This is a genomic window from Periweissella cryptocerci, assembly GCF_004358325.1.
Taxonomy (GTDB): domain Bacteria; phylum Bacillota; class Bacilli; order Lactobacillales; family Lactobacillaceae; genus Periweissella; species Periweissella cryptocerci.
Map to the genome: position 1 here is coordinate 1709920 of NZ_CP037940.1, position 19282 is coordinate 1729201.

At 41.7% G+C, this 19282-nt stretch carries 13 protein-coding genes and 1 pseudogene; 12 read left to right on the plus strand and 2 right to left on the minus strand.

Annotated features, from left to right (window positions below):
• Nucleotides 1–35: 35 nt before the first annotated feature.
• Nucleotides 36–2288 (plus strand): vWA domain-containing protein, encoded by a 2253-nt coding sequence (locus EQG49_RS07670; RefSeq protein ID WP_133363423.1) that lies wholly within the window; start codon nucleotides 36–38, stop codon nucleotides 2286–2288.
• Nucleotides 2289–2351: 63 nt separating this feature from the next.
• Here the strand turns inward: EQG49_RS07670 and EQG49_RS07675 are convergent, their stop codons facing one another.
• A complete protein-coding gene (locus EQG49_RS07675; RefSeq protein ID WP_133363424.1) occupies nucleotides 2352–3344 on the minus strand; it encodes a nucleoside hydrolase in 993 nt (330 codons plus the stop codon).
• A 223-nt stretch (nucleotides 3345–3567) separates the two neighbouring features.
• Between EQG49_RS07675 and EQG49_RS07680 the strand changes: the two genes are divergently transcribed.
• From EQG49_RS07680 to EQG49_RS07705, 6 genes and pseudogenes are all read left to right on the plus strand, one after another.
• The gene (locus tag EQG49_RS07680; RefSeq protein ID WP_133363425.1) at nucleotides 3568–4575 is read left to right on the plus strand and encodes an NAD(P)/FAD-dependent oxidoreductase; all 1008 of its coding nucleotides are present in this window, start codon (nucleotides 3568–3570) and stop codon (nucleotides 4573–4575) included.
• Between the two features lie 138 nt (nucleotides 4576–4713).
• Nucleotides 4714–5001 (plus strand): DUF7671 family protein, encoded by a 288-nt coding sequence (locus EQG49_RS07685; protein ID WP_133363426.1) that lies wholly within the window; start codon nucleotides 4714–4716, stop codon nucleotides 4999–5001.
• Nucleotides 5002–6270: pseudogene (locus EQG49_RS07690) on the plus strand (ClC family H(+)/Cl(-) exchange transporter); the annotation flags it as partial.
• 273 nt (nucleotides 6271–6543) lie between these two features.
• A complete protein-coding gene (locus EQG49_RS07695; RefSeq protein WP_133363428.1) occupies nucleotides 6544–6894 on the plus strand; it encodes a hypothetical protein in 351 nt (116 codons plus the stop codon).
• A gap of 600 nt (nucleotides 6895–7494) precedes the next feature.
• The gene (locus EQG49_RS07700; RefSeq protein ID WP_243115699.1) at nucleotides 7495–8112 is read left to right on the plus strand and encodes a DUF1361 domain-containing protein; all 618 of its coding nucleotides are present in this window, start codon (nucleotides 7495–7497) and stop codon (nucleotides 8110–8112) included.
• Nucleotides 8113–8389: 277 nt separating this feature from the next.
• Nucleotides 8390–9451, plus strand: a complete 1062-nt coding sequence (locus EQG49_RS07705) for a Gfo/Idh/MocA family oxidoreductase (RefSeq protein ID WP_133363430.1) — start codon at nucleotides 8390–8392, stop codon at nucleotides 9449–9451.
• A gap of 785 nt (nucleotides 9452–10236) precedes the next feature.
• Here EQG49_RS07705 and EQG49_RS07710 read toward each other — a convergent pair.
• Entirely contained in the window at nucleotides 10237–10623 is a 387-nt protein-coding gene (locus EQG49_RS07710; protein WP_133363431.1) for a hypothetical protein, read from the minus strand.
• Between the two features lie 357 nt (nucleotides 10624–10980).
• On the opposite strand from EQG49_RS07710, the gene glgB reads away from it, so the two are divergent.
• The 5 genes from glgB (at nucleotide 10981) to EQG49_RS07735 (ending at nucleotide 19278) form a co-directional block, all read left to right on the plus strand.
• Nucleotides 10981–12864 carry a 1,4-alpha-glucan branching protein GlgB gene (gene glgB / locus EQG49_RS07715; RefSeq protein ID WP_133363432.1) on the plus strand — a complete coding sequence of 628 codons (1884 nt, stop codon included), beginning with the start codon at nucleotides 10981–10983 and terminating at the stop codon, nucleotides 12862–12864.
• 51 nt (nucleotides 12865–12915) lie between these two features.
• Nucleotides 12916–14064 (plus strand): glucose-1-phosphate adenylyltransferase, encoded by a 1149-nt coding sequence (locus tag EQG49_RS07720; RefSeq protein WP_133363433.1) that lies wholly within the window; start codon nucleotides 12916–12918, stop codon nucleotides 14062–14064.
• Nucleotides 14061–15221: a glucose-1-phosphate adenylyltransferase subunit GlgD gene (gene glgD / locus EQG49_RS07725; RefSeq protein WP_133363434.1), complete on the plus strand. Its 1161-nt coding sequence runs from the start codon at nucleotides 14061–14063 to the stop codon at nucleotides 15219–15221. The genes EQG49_RS07720 and glgD overlap by 4 nt, the downstream gene beginning before the upstream one ends.
• Nucleotides 15214–16650 carry a glycogen synthase GlgA gene (glgA, locus tag EQG49_RS07730; protein WP_133363435.1) on the plus strand — a complete coding sequence of 479 codons (1437 nt, stop codon included), beginning with the start codon at nucleotides 15214–15216 and terminating at the stop codon, nucleotides 16648–16650. Before glgD ends, glgA begins: the two co-directional genes overlap by 8 nt.
• A 204-nt stretch (nucleotides 16651–16854) precedes the next feature.
• Nucleotides 16855–19278: a glycogen/starch/alpha-glucan phosphorylase gene (locus tag EQG49_RS07735; protein WP_133363436.1), complete on the plus strand. Its 2424-nt coding sequence runs from the start codon at nucleotides 16855–16857 to the stop codon at nucleotides 19276–19278.
• Nucleotides 19279–19282: the final 4 nt, after the last annotated feature.

A 19282-nucleotide genomic window follows, 5' to 3' on the forward strand; every position in this document is an offset into this window, starting at 1 on the left:
AGAAACGATAAAACTGTAAAAAGGGGGACAGTTATATGAGTAAACTAATACTAATAATCCTGTTTTTGTTGATTGGAATCGGACACCCACTAACTAGCTACGCCTATGTCAAAGAAAGTAATGTTCCAAAGCTATTAGGAACAGATATTGGTGAGTGGGATACGGTAACACCTGACTCAGATCAATACATCACAGATGCAACTGAAGTATATCCAGTGAACTATATTCAAGGCGATACAGTTGAAAATGATACCTATCGTAATTTTAATGGTAAATTGGGTTACGGGAATAACGGCGATGCATTTTCTTTAAAAAAGGAACTGATACCACGTGCAACACCGAATGAATATGAAGTGAATTTAACGGCTGCGGGCAATGATTTTAAAGGTAATCGGAAGGTGAACATCATTGTTTTGCTGGATCGCTCAACTAGTATGAAGGATTTTGAACTAACACACGAAACGGTTAATGGCATTAACAAGCTTGCGATGGTTGAACAAATTAGTACCGATGTTGTTAATAAGGTGCAAGAATTATCCGAGTTATCAGAACATACGGAAGTTGAAGACCTCAATGTCGGCTTTATTAATTTTGGAACTCAGATGGTGAGCTCGGGCATTCGCGAATATACACCGAAACGAGGACCGGAATTAGTTAAATGGCTACACGCTGAATTTGAAAAATATGCGAATGACAATCAGACACAATATACGAATATGCAACGAGCGATTGCGGATGCCAAACGCGAATTTACGGAGTGGCGCGATGCCAATCCGGAAGCTGATGCCGAATATCATATTATCTTAGCGAGTGATGGTGAACCAACAATGTCGTATGCGGTGACCCAAGCAATTGATGCGACTAAGTACAACTACGCGGACATGATTTTGGGTGCGGAGGGAATGCGTGGTCAACGCTATATCCAAGCGAAAGAGCTTTATGAAAAAGCTGCCGAATTGAATATTCCAGAAAAAGACATCGATCAGGATTTGGGAATTCGGGTTGAGGAGGCAATTGATGGAACGTTTGGCGTCGATGCTGATAAGTTAGCGCAACAGAGTAGCATCGGCTTAAATACAGGGCGAGCGTCTGAATTGTTCGGAATTACTAATAACTACTTTGATGAACTAGGTTTTGAAGATGATGTGGCAGCTTACGTGGTTAAGACGGAAGATAATACTGACCAAATTGTATTTTCACACGCGTATCCAACAATTTCAGAAGTGAACTTAGACAAAGCTAAGCTGGGCATTTATTATCATGCTTTACCAATTGGGGTGCGTCAAAACTTTAAAAATATTGGCATCCACAACGATAAAAAAGCTTTTGCAACTTTGGCGAATATTGATAGTGATGACAGGCTGCTACCAGTAGAATTAAGTCAGACTTTCGTGACGCAAACGTTACTGGAGCGAATTACCGAAGTAACGAATACGGTTTATGAGGGCAAGTTGACGGAAGAAATTCCATCATGGTTAGAATTGACGAGTGAGCCGAAGCTTGAGGCCTATGAAAAGGGTAAGTTGTCGAAGTATTCCGATTATTTAACATCAGACTTACATGTCACGGTGAAGACGAAAGCTGATAATAGCAAAGAACTAACGGTCGAAAATATTAATCTACTAAAAGGCCAAGAGATTAAACTCTCGTATAATGCGAAAGTGAAACCATTTACCATGGCGCTGACTGCCAAAAGCACTAAGGAAAAGCAGCAAATTAGTGAATATGGCTTTAGGCAACTAGGGCGAGCAACATTAACACCAAGAAAAGATACCGATATTGCGGACTTCGGTCTGCCATCGGTTAGATATGTACCACAACCTGAGGCACCAAGTTTGATTAAGCCGGAAGATGATATCAACAGTGTTGGTGAAGCTGATTCAACGAGTTATGCTAGCTATATCCACGAAGGTATTAGTAAGCCTAAAAAAGGTAATGCCAAAAAAGCGAACGCCAAAAAGGCAGTAGCTAAGCGAGGAATTACTCAGGTGAACTCGACTTTGACCAAGCAGGATAATCAGGCGAGCACGCAAGCTATAGCTGATCAATCAGCTAGTGAAATACATGAAGTAAAGGCGTTAGCGCCACTTTCACAAAGCGTGGTAACAAGTTTAGATGATTTAATTAAAGAAACGAACCCACCTTTACTACCAAATCAAAAAGGTGATTCAAGGATTAAAAACAAAGCAATATTGCTAATAAGTGCGGGTGTCGTACTAATAGGCATATTTGTTCTGGTACGTAAACGCAAAAAGAAGTTACTATCTGATAATGTACCGAATGGATAACATCAAAAAGACCGTAAGATTTCAGCGAAATCTTACGGTCTTTTGTATGATTAAATTTAATGATTACTTAGCTTCTTTAAGAAGACCAGTTAAGAGGTCCATGAAGTAAGCAAGGTAACCAGCAGCATCAACAGCTACGGCAGCCTTCATGTTAGTTGGTGCTGTCAAACGAGCCATATCACCAATAGTACGACCGAAGTCTTGTGAAGTTGAGCCGTCTTCGTTTTGAGTGCTTGCTTCAGTATCGTGGGTAACAGTCATGTTCAAGTCGATTGTCTTAACAAAGTCAGGGTTGATAGCAACACCAACAGCCAATGGATCGTGCAAAGCACAACCGCCTGGGTTACCTAACTTAGCGTAGGCATCGATGTAGTAATCAACGATGTCGGCATAGAGACGACCAGCTTCAGTACCAAGTTCACGCCATTGTTGGGTTTCCTTAGTAGTCAAGAGAGTACGCATAGTAACATCCAAACCAACCATTGTTGACTTAGCGTTTGACTTGAACACGCGGTCAGCAGCTAAAACGTCTTGGTTAATGTTAGCTTCAGTAAATGGTGTCACGTTACCAGGAACAGTCAAAGCACCACCCATGAAGGTAATGTTACCAATGAGGTCAGCAACTTCAGGATCCTTAGCAATTGCGGCATCCAAGTTAGTCATTGGACCAGTTGGAATGAGGATTAAGTCATCATTGTACTTGTGAGCTGCTTCAATCAAGAAATCAACACCTGATTGTGCTTCTGGCTTACGTGATGATGCAGGTACTTCAACTTCACCAACACCATTTACACCGTGAATCATTTGTGAGATAGGCATTACGTCGAAGTGGTCAGTATCTGATGAGTGTGAGTGGCCGATGAACACAGGAACATCGCTAGCACCCAAGAGGTCGAGCAAGTTCAATGAGTTTTCAGCTGACTTTTCAACCAATACGTTACCGTATGAGCTGATAATACCAATCAAGTCAACTGCGGGATCAGCAACTGCGTATGCGAGGGCAAGGGCGTCATCAACACCAGTGTCCAAATCAAGAATCATTTTCTTTTGAGCCATGTTATATAGGTCTCCATTCTGAATTTAGTAAAATGTTTTACGAGCTTACGAATCAACTTTAGTAAGCGTTGTCATTTATTAATTTTACAGGATTTGTAATTGTTTTTCAAACTTAAGCATACACAATAACGATTATTTTCAAAAAATAGCGTTCTAACAAGGAATAGCGTACAATAGCGGTGACTTAAGAATATGAGAAATTATGCAGCGGGGTGGATAAAAAATGGAAGAATACGATTTAACAATTATTGGTGGGGGTCCGGTCGGCGTTTTCGCAACTTTTTACGCTGGATTACGAGATGTCAAAGTCCAACTAATTGAAAGTTTAGCGGAACTTGGCGGCCAAGTTAAGGCGCTATATCCCGAAAAAAACATCTTGGATGTGGCTGGGTATATGAATGTTAAAGGTAAAGACTTAGTGGTTGACCTTGAAAAACAACTTGGGCAATTCGAGCCAGACGTGAAGACCGATACGATGGTGACGGATGTCGTCGCTGACGAAACCGGTTTTGTAATTACAACAAATCACGCAACAACCCATACAAAGGCCGTGATTGTTGCGACTGGGAAAGGCAAATTTGAACCACGCAAGTTACCTTTGGACGGGATTGCCAATCTTGAAGGTCAGAATATCCATTATTTTTTAGGCGATTTAAGCAAGTTTGCTGGGAAACGCGTGTTAGTCGCTGGTGGGGGTGATTCGGCCGTTGATACTGCATTATTATTAACAGAAAATGCGAGTGAAGTGCATATTATGCATCGACGTGATCAGTTCCGGGCGTTGGAACATAGCGTCCACCAAATGGAAATTTCATCAATTATCAAAGACACACCGTATATGGTGCATGAAATAAAAAAACTTGCAGATGGAACTTTGAATGTTAGCTTGAAAAAAATGAAAACTGATGAAATTAAAGTCGTGAACGTGGACGAAATTGTTGTCAGCTATGGCTTTATCTCAGAAAATAAAATTATTCAAGGCTGGAATATTCAACCGGAACTCAGTGAGAAGCAAAATATGCTCGTCAATTCAGAAATGATGACAAGCATTGATGGTGTATATGCGATTGGGGATGCCAACGACTATGCTGGGAAAGCGGATTTAATTGCGACTGGTTTTGGTGAAGCACCAGTGGCAGTTAATGCGGCAATTAGTCAAATTTATCCTGAACGCGGCGGTGCCTTGCACTCTAGTTCACTTACGATTGAGAACGGCGAAGTCAAACATTAAGGGTAACGAAATGCTTTGCGCCGAGCCCATTTAACGATGAAAAGAAATCGTACTATTTAAATAACCCATTGTTTGGCAGGTAATCAAGTATGTTAGATGCGGTATAATAAATACCATTAATAACAAAGGTGATAAGTAATGGGAAAAAAAGATCAGTATGAAGTTCATAAATTCACGGGTGTGCCCGTCGAAAATGACGCGTCGGGCAAGTACGTTGTTAAAGCTGACGCCAAGCCAAACGTGTGGCGAACAGGGAAACATAGCAAAGGTAAATTCAAAGTCCTCGGGCAAGTATTTTTGACCGAAAATAATATTCCGATTGCGGTTATTGAAGTTGAACCGGTACCGTTTAAAGACCGCCATGGATATACGGCGATGCAACGTTGGACGAGTGAAAATGCCGATGTGTCCGCTTGGGTTAAGTAGATGAATATTGATCGAACACGCCTAAACGTGGTTTTACGCGCAATTGTTGTCGGGCTATTAGTTGGAATTGTCGTTAGTGCATTTCGTTGGGCAATTGGCCAGTTACTTGAAGTTTGGAAAGTTATTTATCACACAAGTGCGCAAAATCATTGGCTCATGCTAGTAGTCATTCTCGGTATGGTTGGGCTAGCTTGGATTATTGGTAAAATTACCGGTCCTAATCCGAATGTGATGGGATCGGGAATTCCACAAGTTGAAGGCCAGTTACACGGACAAATTGAAATGAATGCGTGGTCAGTACTCTGGCGCAAATTTGTCGCCGGCATTCTCGCTATCGGAACGGGAACGTTTCTTGGCCGGGAAGGACCGTCAATTCAATTAGGCGCAGCAGTTGGTCAACTATATGCAGAAAAAAGGCATTTCAAGCAACAAAATCGAAGTTTAATGATAGCAACGGGCGCCGCTGCGGGTTTGGCGGCGGCCTTTAGTGCGCCAATTGCCGGCACGATGTTTGTCTTAGAAGAAATTTATCGTAGTTTTTCGGTTTTAGTTTGGCTGGGGGCATTAACTGGGGCATTGACGGCCGACTTGGTGGCACAAGAAATTTTTGGTTTAACACCAGTATTGGCTATTCATTACACACATGTCCTACCACTACACTATTATTGGATTCTGGTCATCTTAGGTCTTGTGTTAGGCCTAGCAGGTTATTGCTACCAACGCGTCATTCTATGGATGCCCCGCTTCTATCAATTATTTAGCCGAATTCCGCGTGAATTTCAAGGCGTTGTGCCATTGCTGTTAGTTATTCCAGTTGGGATTTACTTCAGCAATACACTTGGTGGGGGTGCTACATTGATTCAAAGCGTGGCTAAAAGCGTACCAGGCTTGGGAATTTTAGTTGGTTTGTTGCTGCTACGCTTTGTTTTTTCGATGATTTCGTATGGATCAGGGTTACCGGGTGGTATTTTCTTGCCGATTTTGACGCTAGGAGCGCTAATTGGTGCCATCGTTGGAATGGTATTTGTAAAAATGGGACTATTGCCAAATGTGTACATTCCGAACTTAATTATTTTTGCGATGGCCGGCTATTTTGCTGGAATTAGTAAAGCACCGTTTACGGCAATTATTTTAATCACCGAAATGGTGGGTTCATTGATGCATTTACTACCATTGGCACTGGTAGCGTTGGTTGCTTATTTAGTAGTTGATTTACTCGGTGGCACACCAATTTATGAATCGCTGTTGGCGCGGTTACAATTAACCAAACGTTAAAATATTGGTTAAATGGAATGAACGGTATTCGCCACAAATTCATTTAGACTAACATTAGTTGGTGTTTGTAACTTTATTTAGGCATTTGAACAAATGTTTATATGTAATTAACGTAATATAATAACAAATTGGTATTTGGTGTAGTCCTTGAGGGTTAAACGTGAATTTTATTTTTGAAGGAATTCAATTAATTTTCTTGTGAAGAGAATTTTGAGATAATTGAAAATATAATAATAGTTATAGCAAACCATTGAAAGGAGCACGATTATGCCGAAAATTGTCAAAACGATTATGTTAGTAATTATCGCCTTAACAGTCTCAGGTAAAACCACCGCGATAATTCCAGCGACCCACGCTGATGCTGCTGCAAAAGTTTGGATTGCCCCCAAGCATGGTAAAAAATATCATAAGAAGAAAAACTGCCGGGGATTAAATAACGCTAGGTCCAAGAAAAGAATTACCCTAAAAAAGGCGAAGCAATCAGGCTTCACATTATGTGGCTGGGAAAAGAGCCGCGCTTACAAACGGGTACTTAGTGTAAACAAGCAAGGAATAATAGAACGCCAAGCAACGTTTGTTATGGTACCGCTACAAAGGGCGCTACCAGTTGGTAAATAATAGCCATTTTAGATAAAACATAGCACCTATAAGTTAATTATTTTTAAAAAATCCATTTCTTTTGCGGAATTGGATTTTTTGGGTTCTATTCCGTCTGACGTGGAATTTATAAAATGTGATGAGATGTATGATGCCACTGCGTGGAATTATTGATTACCGCTAAACTTGCAGCGACAAGGATTACGGCATATTATTACTCAGATTGCCTACTCAAACTAACGAAGAGGCTGGAAACAGGCTGGACTTTAGCTCGCACCGTGATGGCATAATCAGTAACGGGTTTCGTTACTGATTATGGATTTGTGAAGATGGTTAGCGCGCTAGCGAACCAAGCTTCGCAAACATTTGAAGACCGCACTGTGGCTTCAAATGCTTGTCTTCCATCACGGTGTCCAGACTGGTTCCAGCCTCGTAGTGGGAATCAATCTGAGAAATTCCACGCTAGAAAAATTTTAGCCATTTTTGGCATTTAAGGCGTTGATACTTTAAGTTTTCGCCAAGGCGTAGCGGTGAGTATCGAACAATGTTTGGGACTATGTTAGGCTAACAATTACTTATGCGGTGTTGATGTGTCGACACACGCAGATGGAGGAAATTGTAGTGAACAAAATTGATAATAAAAAGAACATCATCGTCATTCATATCTTAGTTGCGTGTTTCATTGCGTTTATTTTCTTATCTAAGAATCGGTTTGAGTTTTTGATTGTGAATATTATTTTAGCGCTGATTCCATTTGATTGGAGTTTGGTGATTAAAAATGTCAAAAATAAACTTGTCGTCGGGATTTCTTTGGTCGCATGGCTAATTTTTTATCCTAATACGATGTATATGATTACGGATTTTAGTCATTTGTCATCAATCGGAACCGGATTAATGACCGCGAGTCAGTATTTCCACTATTCTATTTTAGCGGTGGGGATTTTTATGGGGGTATTGTTTGGGTTAAGTAGTGCAACCCTGGTTTATGAACGTTTTATTGGTAAAGACGGGTTAATTCCGCAAGCCAGTTTCTACGCGGTGTTATCAATTATTTCATCAGCGGCCATTTATATGGGACGTTTTGCCCGGTTGAACTCAATTGACTTAATCACAAATTTCCAAGTAACATTGGCAACCATGCGCAATGCAGTTGGGCATGACTTCTATGTTTTTGTGTTGTGTTTTGCTGCGCTACAACTGGTGTTAATGCTCGTGTTCCAAATTTCAAAAAAATTATAAGGGCAACAGTTGCGACAAAATTGGCCGACAACTGCAAATAACCTGATTTCTCCTTGTTAGCATGAGGCAGAAATCAGGTTATTTTTCGGTTAATCGTTAAATGTTTACCATTGCCAGTCACGTAATTACCAATTTACATTTTGTGCGAAAGAGATTGGTCAATGTCTGTTTAATATTCGTAGCCATACATATTATTGAACATTTCATGAATACGCTTTCATATTATGGGACAATTTAGTATCATGAAGCTATTAAGTAATTGACAAGGAGCACTAAAATGACAGAAAAAATTGTAATGGCGTTTATTGGTTTTGGGAAAAGTACTAATCGTTACCACTTACCATATATTAAATTGCGTGAAAATATTACCGTTAAACGCGTAGTTACGCCACACTTGGACAAACGAGTTGCGGAACGAGAAGCGTGGGAAGCAACTGGGACAACTTTTTCAACGGACATCAACACAATTCTTGACGATCCAGAAATTAATTTAGTTTCAATTGTCACGCCGGCACCTTCGCACTTTGAATTTGCTAAGCAAGTTTTGAATGCCGGTAAGAACCTAGTGATTGATAAACCAATGGTAACTTCAATTGAAGAAGCCAAGGAATTGATTGCTTTGGCAAATGAAAAAGGCGTGATGATGATGCCTTTCCAAAACCGTCGCTTTGATAGTGACTACCTTGCGTTGAAGCACGTGCTTAAAGCTGGTTATGTTGGTCGTCCGTTGGAACTTGAAGTGCACATGGATCACTACCGTGAAGATGAAACGCTGCATACTGGCGCACAAATTGATGGTGCATACTATGGCCACGGGGTGCACATGTTGGACGAAGTTGTGTCATTACTGGGGAAACCAAACGCTGCGACGTATGATTTACGGGCAACGCGGAATCCTGATAGTACAATTGAAGACCAATTTGAAGTCGGTTTATTGTATGACAATGGCTTGAAAGCAACTGTGCAAGCAACAGAAATGGCTGCAATCGCATATCCTAAGTGGGTTTTACATGGGACTAAGGGCTCATTTATTAAAAATAATATTGATCAACAAGAATATGACTTGAAGACTGGTATTATGCCAGGGGACGAAGGTTTTGGGGTCGAAGCACCACAGGACTTTGGTAAAGTTAAGTATCAAAATCAAAATGGTGACTGGATTGAAAAAATCATTCCAAGCCCCGTTGGTGATTATGGTCGCGTTTACGATGCAGTCGTTGCCACGATTACGAACGGTGCACCAAAATTAGTTTCAGATGAAGAAATGTTAACAGTGGTTGAATTAATGAGCCACGGTTTCGATGCACCGAGCCCATCAGTTTTCCGTTACGATAAATAATTTAAAAGTGTTGTCTGGATTAAATTTCCAGGGAACACTTTTTTGCTATAAAACAATAGAACCGCAGTAATTCGATACTTGAAAAGTACAGAAATGATAATCCTGGCTCTATTTCGTCTGACGTGGAATTTATAAAATGTGATGAGATGCATGATGCCACTGTGTGCCTGAAAATCACATTGTGCACCGAGATGGAAGCACATGCCCAAAACTGCTTGCTTATGCCTGAGGTACGGCAACGCAAAACATTCCAGCAGTTTGTTTGCAACAAACAACTGAATCTAATCAAAACCCGATTAGATTAGCCTTCCAGGCTGAATGTCTGTCTTGGGCAATTCGGGATAGCTGGCAGTCTATTAAAGCTAAAGACTGCTCATCTACCCTCAGCGACAAACTTGACACATGGTGTCAAGTTCGTCCCATCACGGTGTAAAGCCTGTCGGCCACAAAGTGATTTTCAGTCACTCCGCTAGATAAGCGTGGAATTATTGATTACCGCTAAACTTGCAGCGACAAGGATTACGGCATATTACTAGTCAGACTGCCTACTCAAACTAACGAAGAGGCTGGAAACAGGCTGGACTTTAGCTCGCACCGTGATGGCATAATCAGTAACGGGTTTCGTTACTGATTATGGATTTGTGAAGATGGTTACCGCGTTAGCAAACCAAGCTTCGCAAACATTTGAAGACCGCACTGTGGCTTCAAATGCTTGTCTTCCATCACGTCCACTGGTCCAGACACGTAGTTCCACGCTAAAACCAATATTTTTAATCACGGCCGGTTTATTTACGAAGCTTATTTAGAATAAACTCAATGCCGGCGATTAACCCCACCGCTAAGAATGGCGTAGCAGCAATAATCCGAATATCGACGCGCATAAGTCCAGTGATGATACCGGTAAACACAAAGACCACGAAGAGTCGTTTTACTAAATCGGCGTTTTTATTTTGCATAATTTCGCGGTGGGTTGTGGCATCAGATTGATAATGGATGTAGTTAGTAATCCCGCTGGAAATTAAAGTGACTTTTCGATGTGATTGTAATTTTTTGAAACGGCGCTCTAAAATCAGCGCTTTAGTAATCGCATATATGGCAATGCCTAAGCATAGTAACAAAAAAATGCCGAAAATCAGTGCGGGTGTGGCTAATGCTGGATGATAAGCATGCATAAAAGTTACCTCCGTTTCAATTTTAAAAATTAGAATACTTTAATATTACTGTTTAAAGATTGAATATACAAGGCTTTTTGAAAGTGCGAGGGCCTTGTACATAATTTCACTAACTAAAGATTAGAAACTATTAATATATTGATAGGATTATAATAAACATGGGTTTTAAAACGAGTTAATAGACACTTATTGTGCGTGTGAAGAATTTGTGAAATTGTTTTTTGCGAAATGTACAGAAAAGTCAAACTTTGTCCGTTAGGTCTTCTATCATTTAGCGTATCTTAATGAATGGATTAAACGAATTGGACTAAATTAATGTTAATAATCGGGCAATAGGGATATAAAAAGGGAGATAGAATGACTAAAGTTAAACAAGAATCAGCATATCTGTTCAATACAGGTCAATCATTTCAAAGTTACGATTTCTTAGGACTGCATTTACAAGCCGATGGATCATATACATTGCGTGTATGGGCACCGAATGCTAAAGGGATAGCAATTGTCGGAGATTTTAATGATTGGGAACCAACGATTGAGTTAACAATGCTTGATACAACCGGGATTTGGGAAGCTAACACTGATGGAATTCATCCGGGTGATCACTATAAAATTCAAGTGACTGGACTGGATGGTCGGACGTATTTAAAAATTGATCCATATGCTCGGCAGTTTGAAAAGAAGCCTGGTGTGGCGGCAATTGTACCAGCACCAACAACTTTTAAATGGCATGACGGCTTATATCTTGGCCGGCGTAAGCGCCTGCACCATGACCAACGCCCATTAAACATTTACGAAGTGCATTTAGGTTCATGGCGTCGGAATGCTGATGATTCTTACTATTCATATGAGCAATTAGCCGATGAGCTAATTCCATATGTTAAAGAACTTGGCTACACGCACATCGAAATCTTGCCAATTACTGAACACGTACTGGATGCATCGTGGGGCTATCAAACATTTGGTTACTTTGCGCCAACATCACGTCATGGAAATTGGGAAGGCTTCTTAAACTTCATCGACCGGTTACACGCCGAAAATATCGGGGTGATTGCTGATTTTGTGCCAGGACACTTTATTAAAAATTATGATGCGTTGTATGAATATGACGGGACCGCAACATTTGAACCCCAAGATAAGTTCACCGCTAAAAACGTGCGTTGGGGTACTTGGAATTTTGATTTAGGTAAACCCCAAGTACAAAGTTTCTTAGTTTCAAGCGCGATGTTTTGGTTGAAAGAAGCCCACATCGACGGTCTGCGGATTGATGGTGTGACGAACATGATTTACCTTGATCAAGATGAAGGCAAGGATCATATCCGTAATGAACATGGCGATAACCGTGATTTGGCAGCAATTGCGTTCACACAAAAGCTAAATGCCGTTGTGAAGCAAAACTTACCAGACGTGATGATGATTGCAGAAGAATCATCACCCTTTGTCGGCATTACGAAGCCAACGAATGAAGGCGGCCTTGGTTTTGACTACAAATGGAACATGGGCTGGATGAACGATACATTGAAATTCTTTGAAATGGATCCACTGTTCCGGAAAGACAATTTTAACTTACTAACTTTTTCATTCATGTACATGTACGATGAAAAATTCATTTTGCCATTATCACATGACGAAGTTGTTCATGGTAAAAAGTCGTTGATGCACAAGATGCCCGGCGATCGCTATAATCAATTTGCCAATCTGCGCTTGATGTTTGCCTATTTGACGGCACACCCAGGTAAACAACTACTCTTTATGGGTAGTGAATGGGGGCAATTCCTCGAATGGCGTGACTATTCAGCGCTCGAATGGAAAGATTTAGCGGATGAAATGAACCGTGAAATGAGCACATATACCAACGTGTTGAATCACTTGTACACGGATTCTAAAGCTTTGTTCCAACAAGACGATCGGGCGGATGGCTTAATTTTCACCAATACTGATGACGCAGCTAGTTCGACGATGACGTTCATTCGCCAAGGCATTGCGCCACGCGACTTTATGGTCACTGCCTTTAATTTTGTGCCAGTGGAAAAGCGCCAGTTTAAAATTGGTGTGCCATACCCAGGAACGTATGAAGTTGTGTTGAACACCGAAGATGAAGAATTTGGTGGCACATGGACGCACGTTGAAACGACCTTTAAAACCGAAGCGGTCGCATACAAAGGCCAGCCTTACAGCTTTGAAGTAACCTTACCAGCGACTGGTGCCCTCTACATTAAGCCCAAACGCATTCGGATGAAATAAAATATAAATTAAAAAAACTTATAAAACACGCAAACATAGAAAGGCATTAACATGGCTAAAGAAAAAATGATCAGTTTAATTTTGGCAGGGGGCCAAGGGACTCGTTTAGGCAAACTTACGAAGTCAACCGCGAAACCAGCTGTTCCATTTGGTGGTCGCTACCGAATTATTGATTTTACCCTCTCAAACGTTGCTAACTCAGGAATTAAAACTGCGGGTGTGATTACGCAATACCAACCACTCGAATTGAATGACCACATCGGAAATGGTTCAAGTTGGGGTTTGAATACCAACCGGGGCGGTGTCACAATCTTGCAACCATACCAAACTTCAGAAGGTAGCAAGATGTTTGAAGGAACGGCGCACGCCATCTACCAAAACATTGACTACATTGACCAACAAGATCCTGACTACGTTTTGATTCTTTCTGGTGATCACATTTACAAGATGGATTACGATGAAATGCTCCAAGAACACAAGAAAAACAACGCTGCATTGACAGTGGGTGTGCTACCAGTTGAATGGGACGAAGCTTCACGTTTCGGAATTATGAACACCGATGATGAAAATCGTGTGACTGAATTCGTTGAAAAGCCTGAACACCCAGAATCAAACTTAGCCTCAATGGGTATTTACATCTTCAACTGGCAGACTTTGCGTGAATACTTGATGGCCGGTTACAGTGGCGATAACCAATTGATGGACTTTGGTAAGCACGTGATTCCATTGTTCTTGATGAACCACGAAAAAGTCTTTGCACATGCCTTCAATGGCTACTGGCGCGACGTTGGTACTGTCCAAAGCTTGTGGCAAGCTAACATGGAATTGTTAGATGCCCCTGAAAACTTACAATTACAAGATAAAGATTGGCAAATTTACTCACAATCAGAAGCATTACCAGCCGCAATGATTACCGCAGGCGCAGATGTTAAAAATGCGACAATCTCAGATGCTTCAATCATTGAAGGTAACGTTGAACACGCGGTGCTTTCTAAGAGCGTCAAAGTTGAGCAAGGTGCTCAAATCAAGGATTCAATGGTTATGCCTGGTGCCAAGATTGGCAAAAATGCCAAAGTTGAATACGCCATTATTGGTGAAAATGCAGTGCTTGAAGAAGGCGCCGCGGTTATTGGAACACCCGACCAAATTGCCTTGGTTGGTTATGGAGAAATCGTACACGGAGGATATGTTAAGTCATGAAAAAGGGATCAATGAGCGCCATCATTAATTTGTGGGAAAATGCAGAAGAATTAGCACCAATTACACGGACACGTCCGATTGGGATGTTGCCATTTGGTGGCCGTTACCGTTTATTGGACTTTAGTTTGTCAAATGTGGCCAACGCTGATATTCAAAACGTGATGATTGCAATGCCAACATCAGGGCGTTCGGTGCAAGATCATTTGCGTTCTGGTCAAGACTGGAACTTGGACACAATTCAAGCAGCTCTGTATACTTCTCCATATAACGATTTGAGCTTGGTTTCTGAAAAGAAGCGTGAAAGCTTGAAAAACCACTACTACGATAATGAAGTATTGTTCTTGGAAAAGGCGAATACTGAATTCACAATTTTAACTGGTGCCCGTGATGTTACTAACATTGATTTGCACGATGTGTTGGAACACCACCAACAAAGTGATGCGGACATCTCAGTCGCCTACAAGAAGTACCCAATTGATCAAGTAACCCCTAACATGCCAATCGTTATCCAAGATGGAAATGGGATGGCAACTGAAGTTAAGCGGGCTCAAGATTGTGAATTGACTGATCCGGTAGCTGTTTCAGTTAACGTCGCAATTTTTAACACCCAAACGTTGATTGCTTTATTCAAGCGGGCTAACGAATTGGGCTACATGGACAACATGGACGCCGTGATTAATGATGCCGTTGAAAATCAAACCGTTTCTGGTTATGAATACACCGGTTTCCACCGTCGTATTGAAACAATCAAGTCATACGTGGACTCAAACATGGCGATGCTTGATTTGGCAAACTACCAAACATTGTTCGCACCTGAACGCCCAATCTACACTAAAACTAAGCAAGGTGCACCAACTCGTTTAGGCGAAACGGCCCACGTGGTTGAATCTGCCTTTGCTTCAGGTAGTGAAATTTTAGGAACCGTGAATCGCTCATTGCTTTCACGGAGCATCCAAGTCGCTGCTGGTGCCGAAATTGATGATTCAATTGTGATGCAAGGGGTACAGGTTGGTCGTAACACGGTCGTTAAGCACGCTATCATCGACAAAAACGTCCAATTAGGCGAAGGTCTCTCAATTATCGGGACGCCGGATGCACCGATTATCATTGGTAAAAACCAAAAAATTATGCAACAAAGTGAGGTGCTTAATGACTAAAGTGTTGTTTGCTGCCGCTGAAGCAGCACCATTCTTCAAAACGGGTGGTTTAGGTGACGTTGCCTACGCGTTACCACGGGCTTTGAATGCCGCGGGTGATGACGTACGTGTAGTTGTGCCATATTATTCAGAGCTTTTCCCAGCTAAATATAAAGATCGTTTGGTTGATTTGGCTAACTTTGAAGTGCACATCAATGGTCAAAATAAGTACGCGGGCATTAAGACGCTGAATTTGGATGGCATTACTTACTACTTTATTGATAACGTAGAATACTTTGGCCGTGACCAATTGTATGATTTTTGGGATGATGGTGAACGTTATGCCTTCTTCCAATTAGCGATTATTGAAATGATGCAAGTGATTGATTTCATTCCACGCGTAATCCACGTAAATGACTGGCATACGGCCTTCATTCCCGTGTTATTACGGACAAAGTTCCACTGGGTGGGTGCCTTTAAAAATATCAAGACGATGCTTACGATTCATAACTTGATGTTCCAAGGTTATTTTCCACCAGTAATTCTTGACTCATTGTTCGATATGGGACAAGAAACATTCCGTGACGATCGCGCCAAAGCTGGTGACATGTTGAATTGGTTGAAGGGTGGGATTAACTACGCTGATGCCGTTAACACGGTGTCACCAACCTATGCTCAAGAAATCATGACACCTGAATTTGGTGAAGGTTTAGACGGGGTCTTGCGCAACGTCAGCTATAAAGTTTCGGGGATTATGAATGGTATTGATACCAAGTTGTATAATCCAATGACGGATACGGCCTTGCCAGCACCATATTCAGCGACCGACTTATCAGGTAAAGCGGTGGATAAAGCAGCCTTGCAAGCTGAAGTTGGTTTGCCAGTTCGTGATGACGTGCCAGTGTTTGCGATGGTATCACGCTTGACGGACCAAAAAGGTGTCGATATTCTGATGGATACGATGCACGACTTCTTGAGCCGCCATGATGCGCAAGTGATTATTTTGGGAACGGGATTCCCAGATTTAGAACAACGTGTACAAGCATATCAAACACAATTCCCAGATCAATTTGTGGGCTTAATCGCCTTTGACGTCAATTTAGCACAACGCATCTATGCTGGTGCCGATGCCTTCTTGATGCCATCGAAGTTTGAACCATCAGGCCTTTCACAAATGGTGGCAATGCACTATGGTACGTTGCCAATCGCGCATTTAGTGGGTGGCTTGCGTGATACGGTTGATCCATTCAACCCAATCACGGGTGAAGGTACTGGGTTTGGTTTTGATCGTTATTCATCAGTTGTGCTTGGTGAAATCTTGGCGTTTGCTTTCCGGACATTCATGGAAAACCAACCAGCTTGGCAACAACTGATGCAAACTGGAATGGCACGTGATTTTGACTGGGCCAACTCAGCCAAAATCTACGCCGAACGCTATATGGGAATTTAATCACTAAACTTAGTGAGGAATACCCACTGTACGTGCCACTTATAGCTGAACTACCAAAGGGAAGACGGGACTGTATGCATCAGCGATGCAACAGTCCTCATTTTCTTAAACTGTGGTTTTGGTTATGGTTTTTGAACGAGACTAACGCAGTGGCATAAACACAATTTAAAAAGTAACAAACTTACCCACGGAGGATATGCCTGAATGGCTAATACAGTAACGAAAAAACAATTTATCGAAGACTATCAGAATGAGATTCAGTCACTTTTTGCTGAAGACGTTAACAAAGCATCAGTGGCGAACCAATATCATGCCCTCGCGCAATTGGTAAAGCGCTACAGTAACCGCCAATGGACTTCCTCAATTAAGAAATACGATATCGATAAGCAAAAGCAAGTCTACTATTTCTCAATTGAATTCTTGCCGGGGCGTTACCTGAAGCCCAACCTCTTGAACATGAACTTTTTAGAAATGGTTCGTGAAGGTTTACAAGATTTAGGTTTGGATTTGGATGTGATTGCTGAACAAGAACCCGACCAAGGTTTAGGTAATGGTGGTTTGGGTCGTTTGGCATCTGACTTCATGGATTCAATGCCAAGTATTGGTTTGGCCGCACACGGTAACGGTATTCGCTATCGTTATGGTTTGTTCCGCCAAGTCTTTGTCGATGGTTATCAATCAGAATTACCTGATGACTGGTTGCGTAATGGGAACGACTGGGAAATCCGTCGTGAAGACCACGCGGTCGTTGTACGTTTTGGCGGGAATGTTTATCTCCAACAGACTGAATCTGGTCATATGGAACCAGTTTATGAAAATAGCGAAGACATCTTGGCAGTGCCATATGACAACGCAATGATTGGGGCTGGTGAACTGGAAACCAATAACTTACGTTTATGGTCAGCAGAATTGCCACACTCAGTTGATAACGAATACGTGACCCCTGAAGTCCGTAGTCGCGTTAAAGCAATTTGTCGTGACTTGTACCCAGATGACTCAACGTATGATGGTCGAATCTTGCGTTTGCGCCAAGAATATTTCTTCTCATCAGCTGGTATTCAATCAATCGTGCGTCACTTCTTGGATCATCACGATGATATTACCGAATTGCCTAAATACGTGGCGGTGCACATTAATGATACGCACCCAACGTTGGTAATTCCTGAATTGATGCGGATTTTGGTCGATGATATGGGGATTGATTGGGAAAAAGCATGGGACATTACGACCCACACGATGACTTACACAAACCATACATTGCTGGCAGAAGCCTTGGAAACTTGGCCAATTGATGCCATCAAGACAGAAATTCCCCGCATTTACCAAATTATTGACGAAATCAATCGCCGTTTCTTTATGGAAATGCAAGGCAAGTTTGATGATAATTTGATTACGAGCATCGCTCCAATTGGGGATGGCAGCATCCGCATGGCGTATTTGGCAGTGATTGGTTCATCATCTGTGAATGGGGTTGCACCATTACACAGTGATTTGCTGCAAAAAGACGTATTGAAGGGCTTGTACGCCATTTCACCAGAGAAGTTTAACAACAAAACTAATGGGATTGCTTTACGCCGTTATGTGCACGAAGCAAATGAACCATTGGCCAAGTTGATTGATTCTAAACTCGGCAAAGTTTGGCGTGACCAACCAATGGCGATTGATGGTTTGACAGCCTATGCTGACGATGACCAATTCCTCCAAGAATTAGCGAAGGTTAAACAAGCAAACAAGCGCGCCTTTGCGAAATTTATTGATGATAAGCTAGACATTCAAATTAATACAGATGCGATCTTTGACGTTCAAATTAAACGTTTGCATGCCTACAAGCGTCAAGTCTTGCACTTGTTCTATATCATCACGGAATACCACCGAATTAAGGCTAACCCCAAGGCTGACTTCACACCACGTGTACACATCTTTGGAGCTAAAGCGGCACCTTCATATTACTACGCGAAGTCAGTTATTAAGGTGATTAATGAAGTTGCTAATATGATTAACAACGACCCTGAAGTTGGGGATAAGTTGAAGGTTGTCTTCATTCCTAACTACAGTGTTTCAATTGCTGAAAAGATTATTCCAGCTGCCGATATTTCAGAACAAATTTCAACAGCTGGGAAGGAAGCTTCTGGGACATCAAACATGAAATTGATGGCTAACGGAGCGTTACTTGCGGCAACCCTTGATGGTGCGAACATTGATATCATCAAAGCTGCTGGTCGTGAAAACGAATATGTCTTTGGTTTAACGACGGCAGAAGTTTACAAATACTACGAAAACAATGATTACTCAGCTCAAGCTGAATATGATCGTAACCCTGAATTGCAACGTGTGCTTAACTCATTGATTGATGGCTCAATTCCAAACATTCAATCAGAAGGCTGGGACATTCACGATTCAATGTTGCGTGATAACGATCAATACTTCGTGCTAGCGGACTATGCTGATTACGTGAAGACCCAAGACCAAATTAGTCACGACTACCTTGATAAGAAGGCTTGGACGAAGAAGTCACTGGCTAATATTGCAGCAAGTGGGGCGTTCTCATCAGATTACACGGTAGCACGTTATGCCGACGAAATTTGGCACGCACCTTATGCGAAAGATTTACAACTACTGGATAAGTAATTAG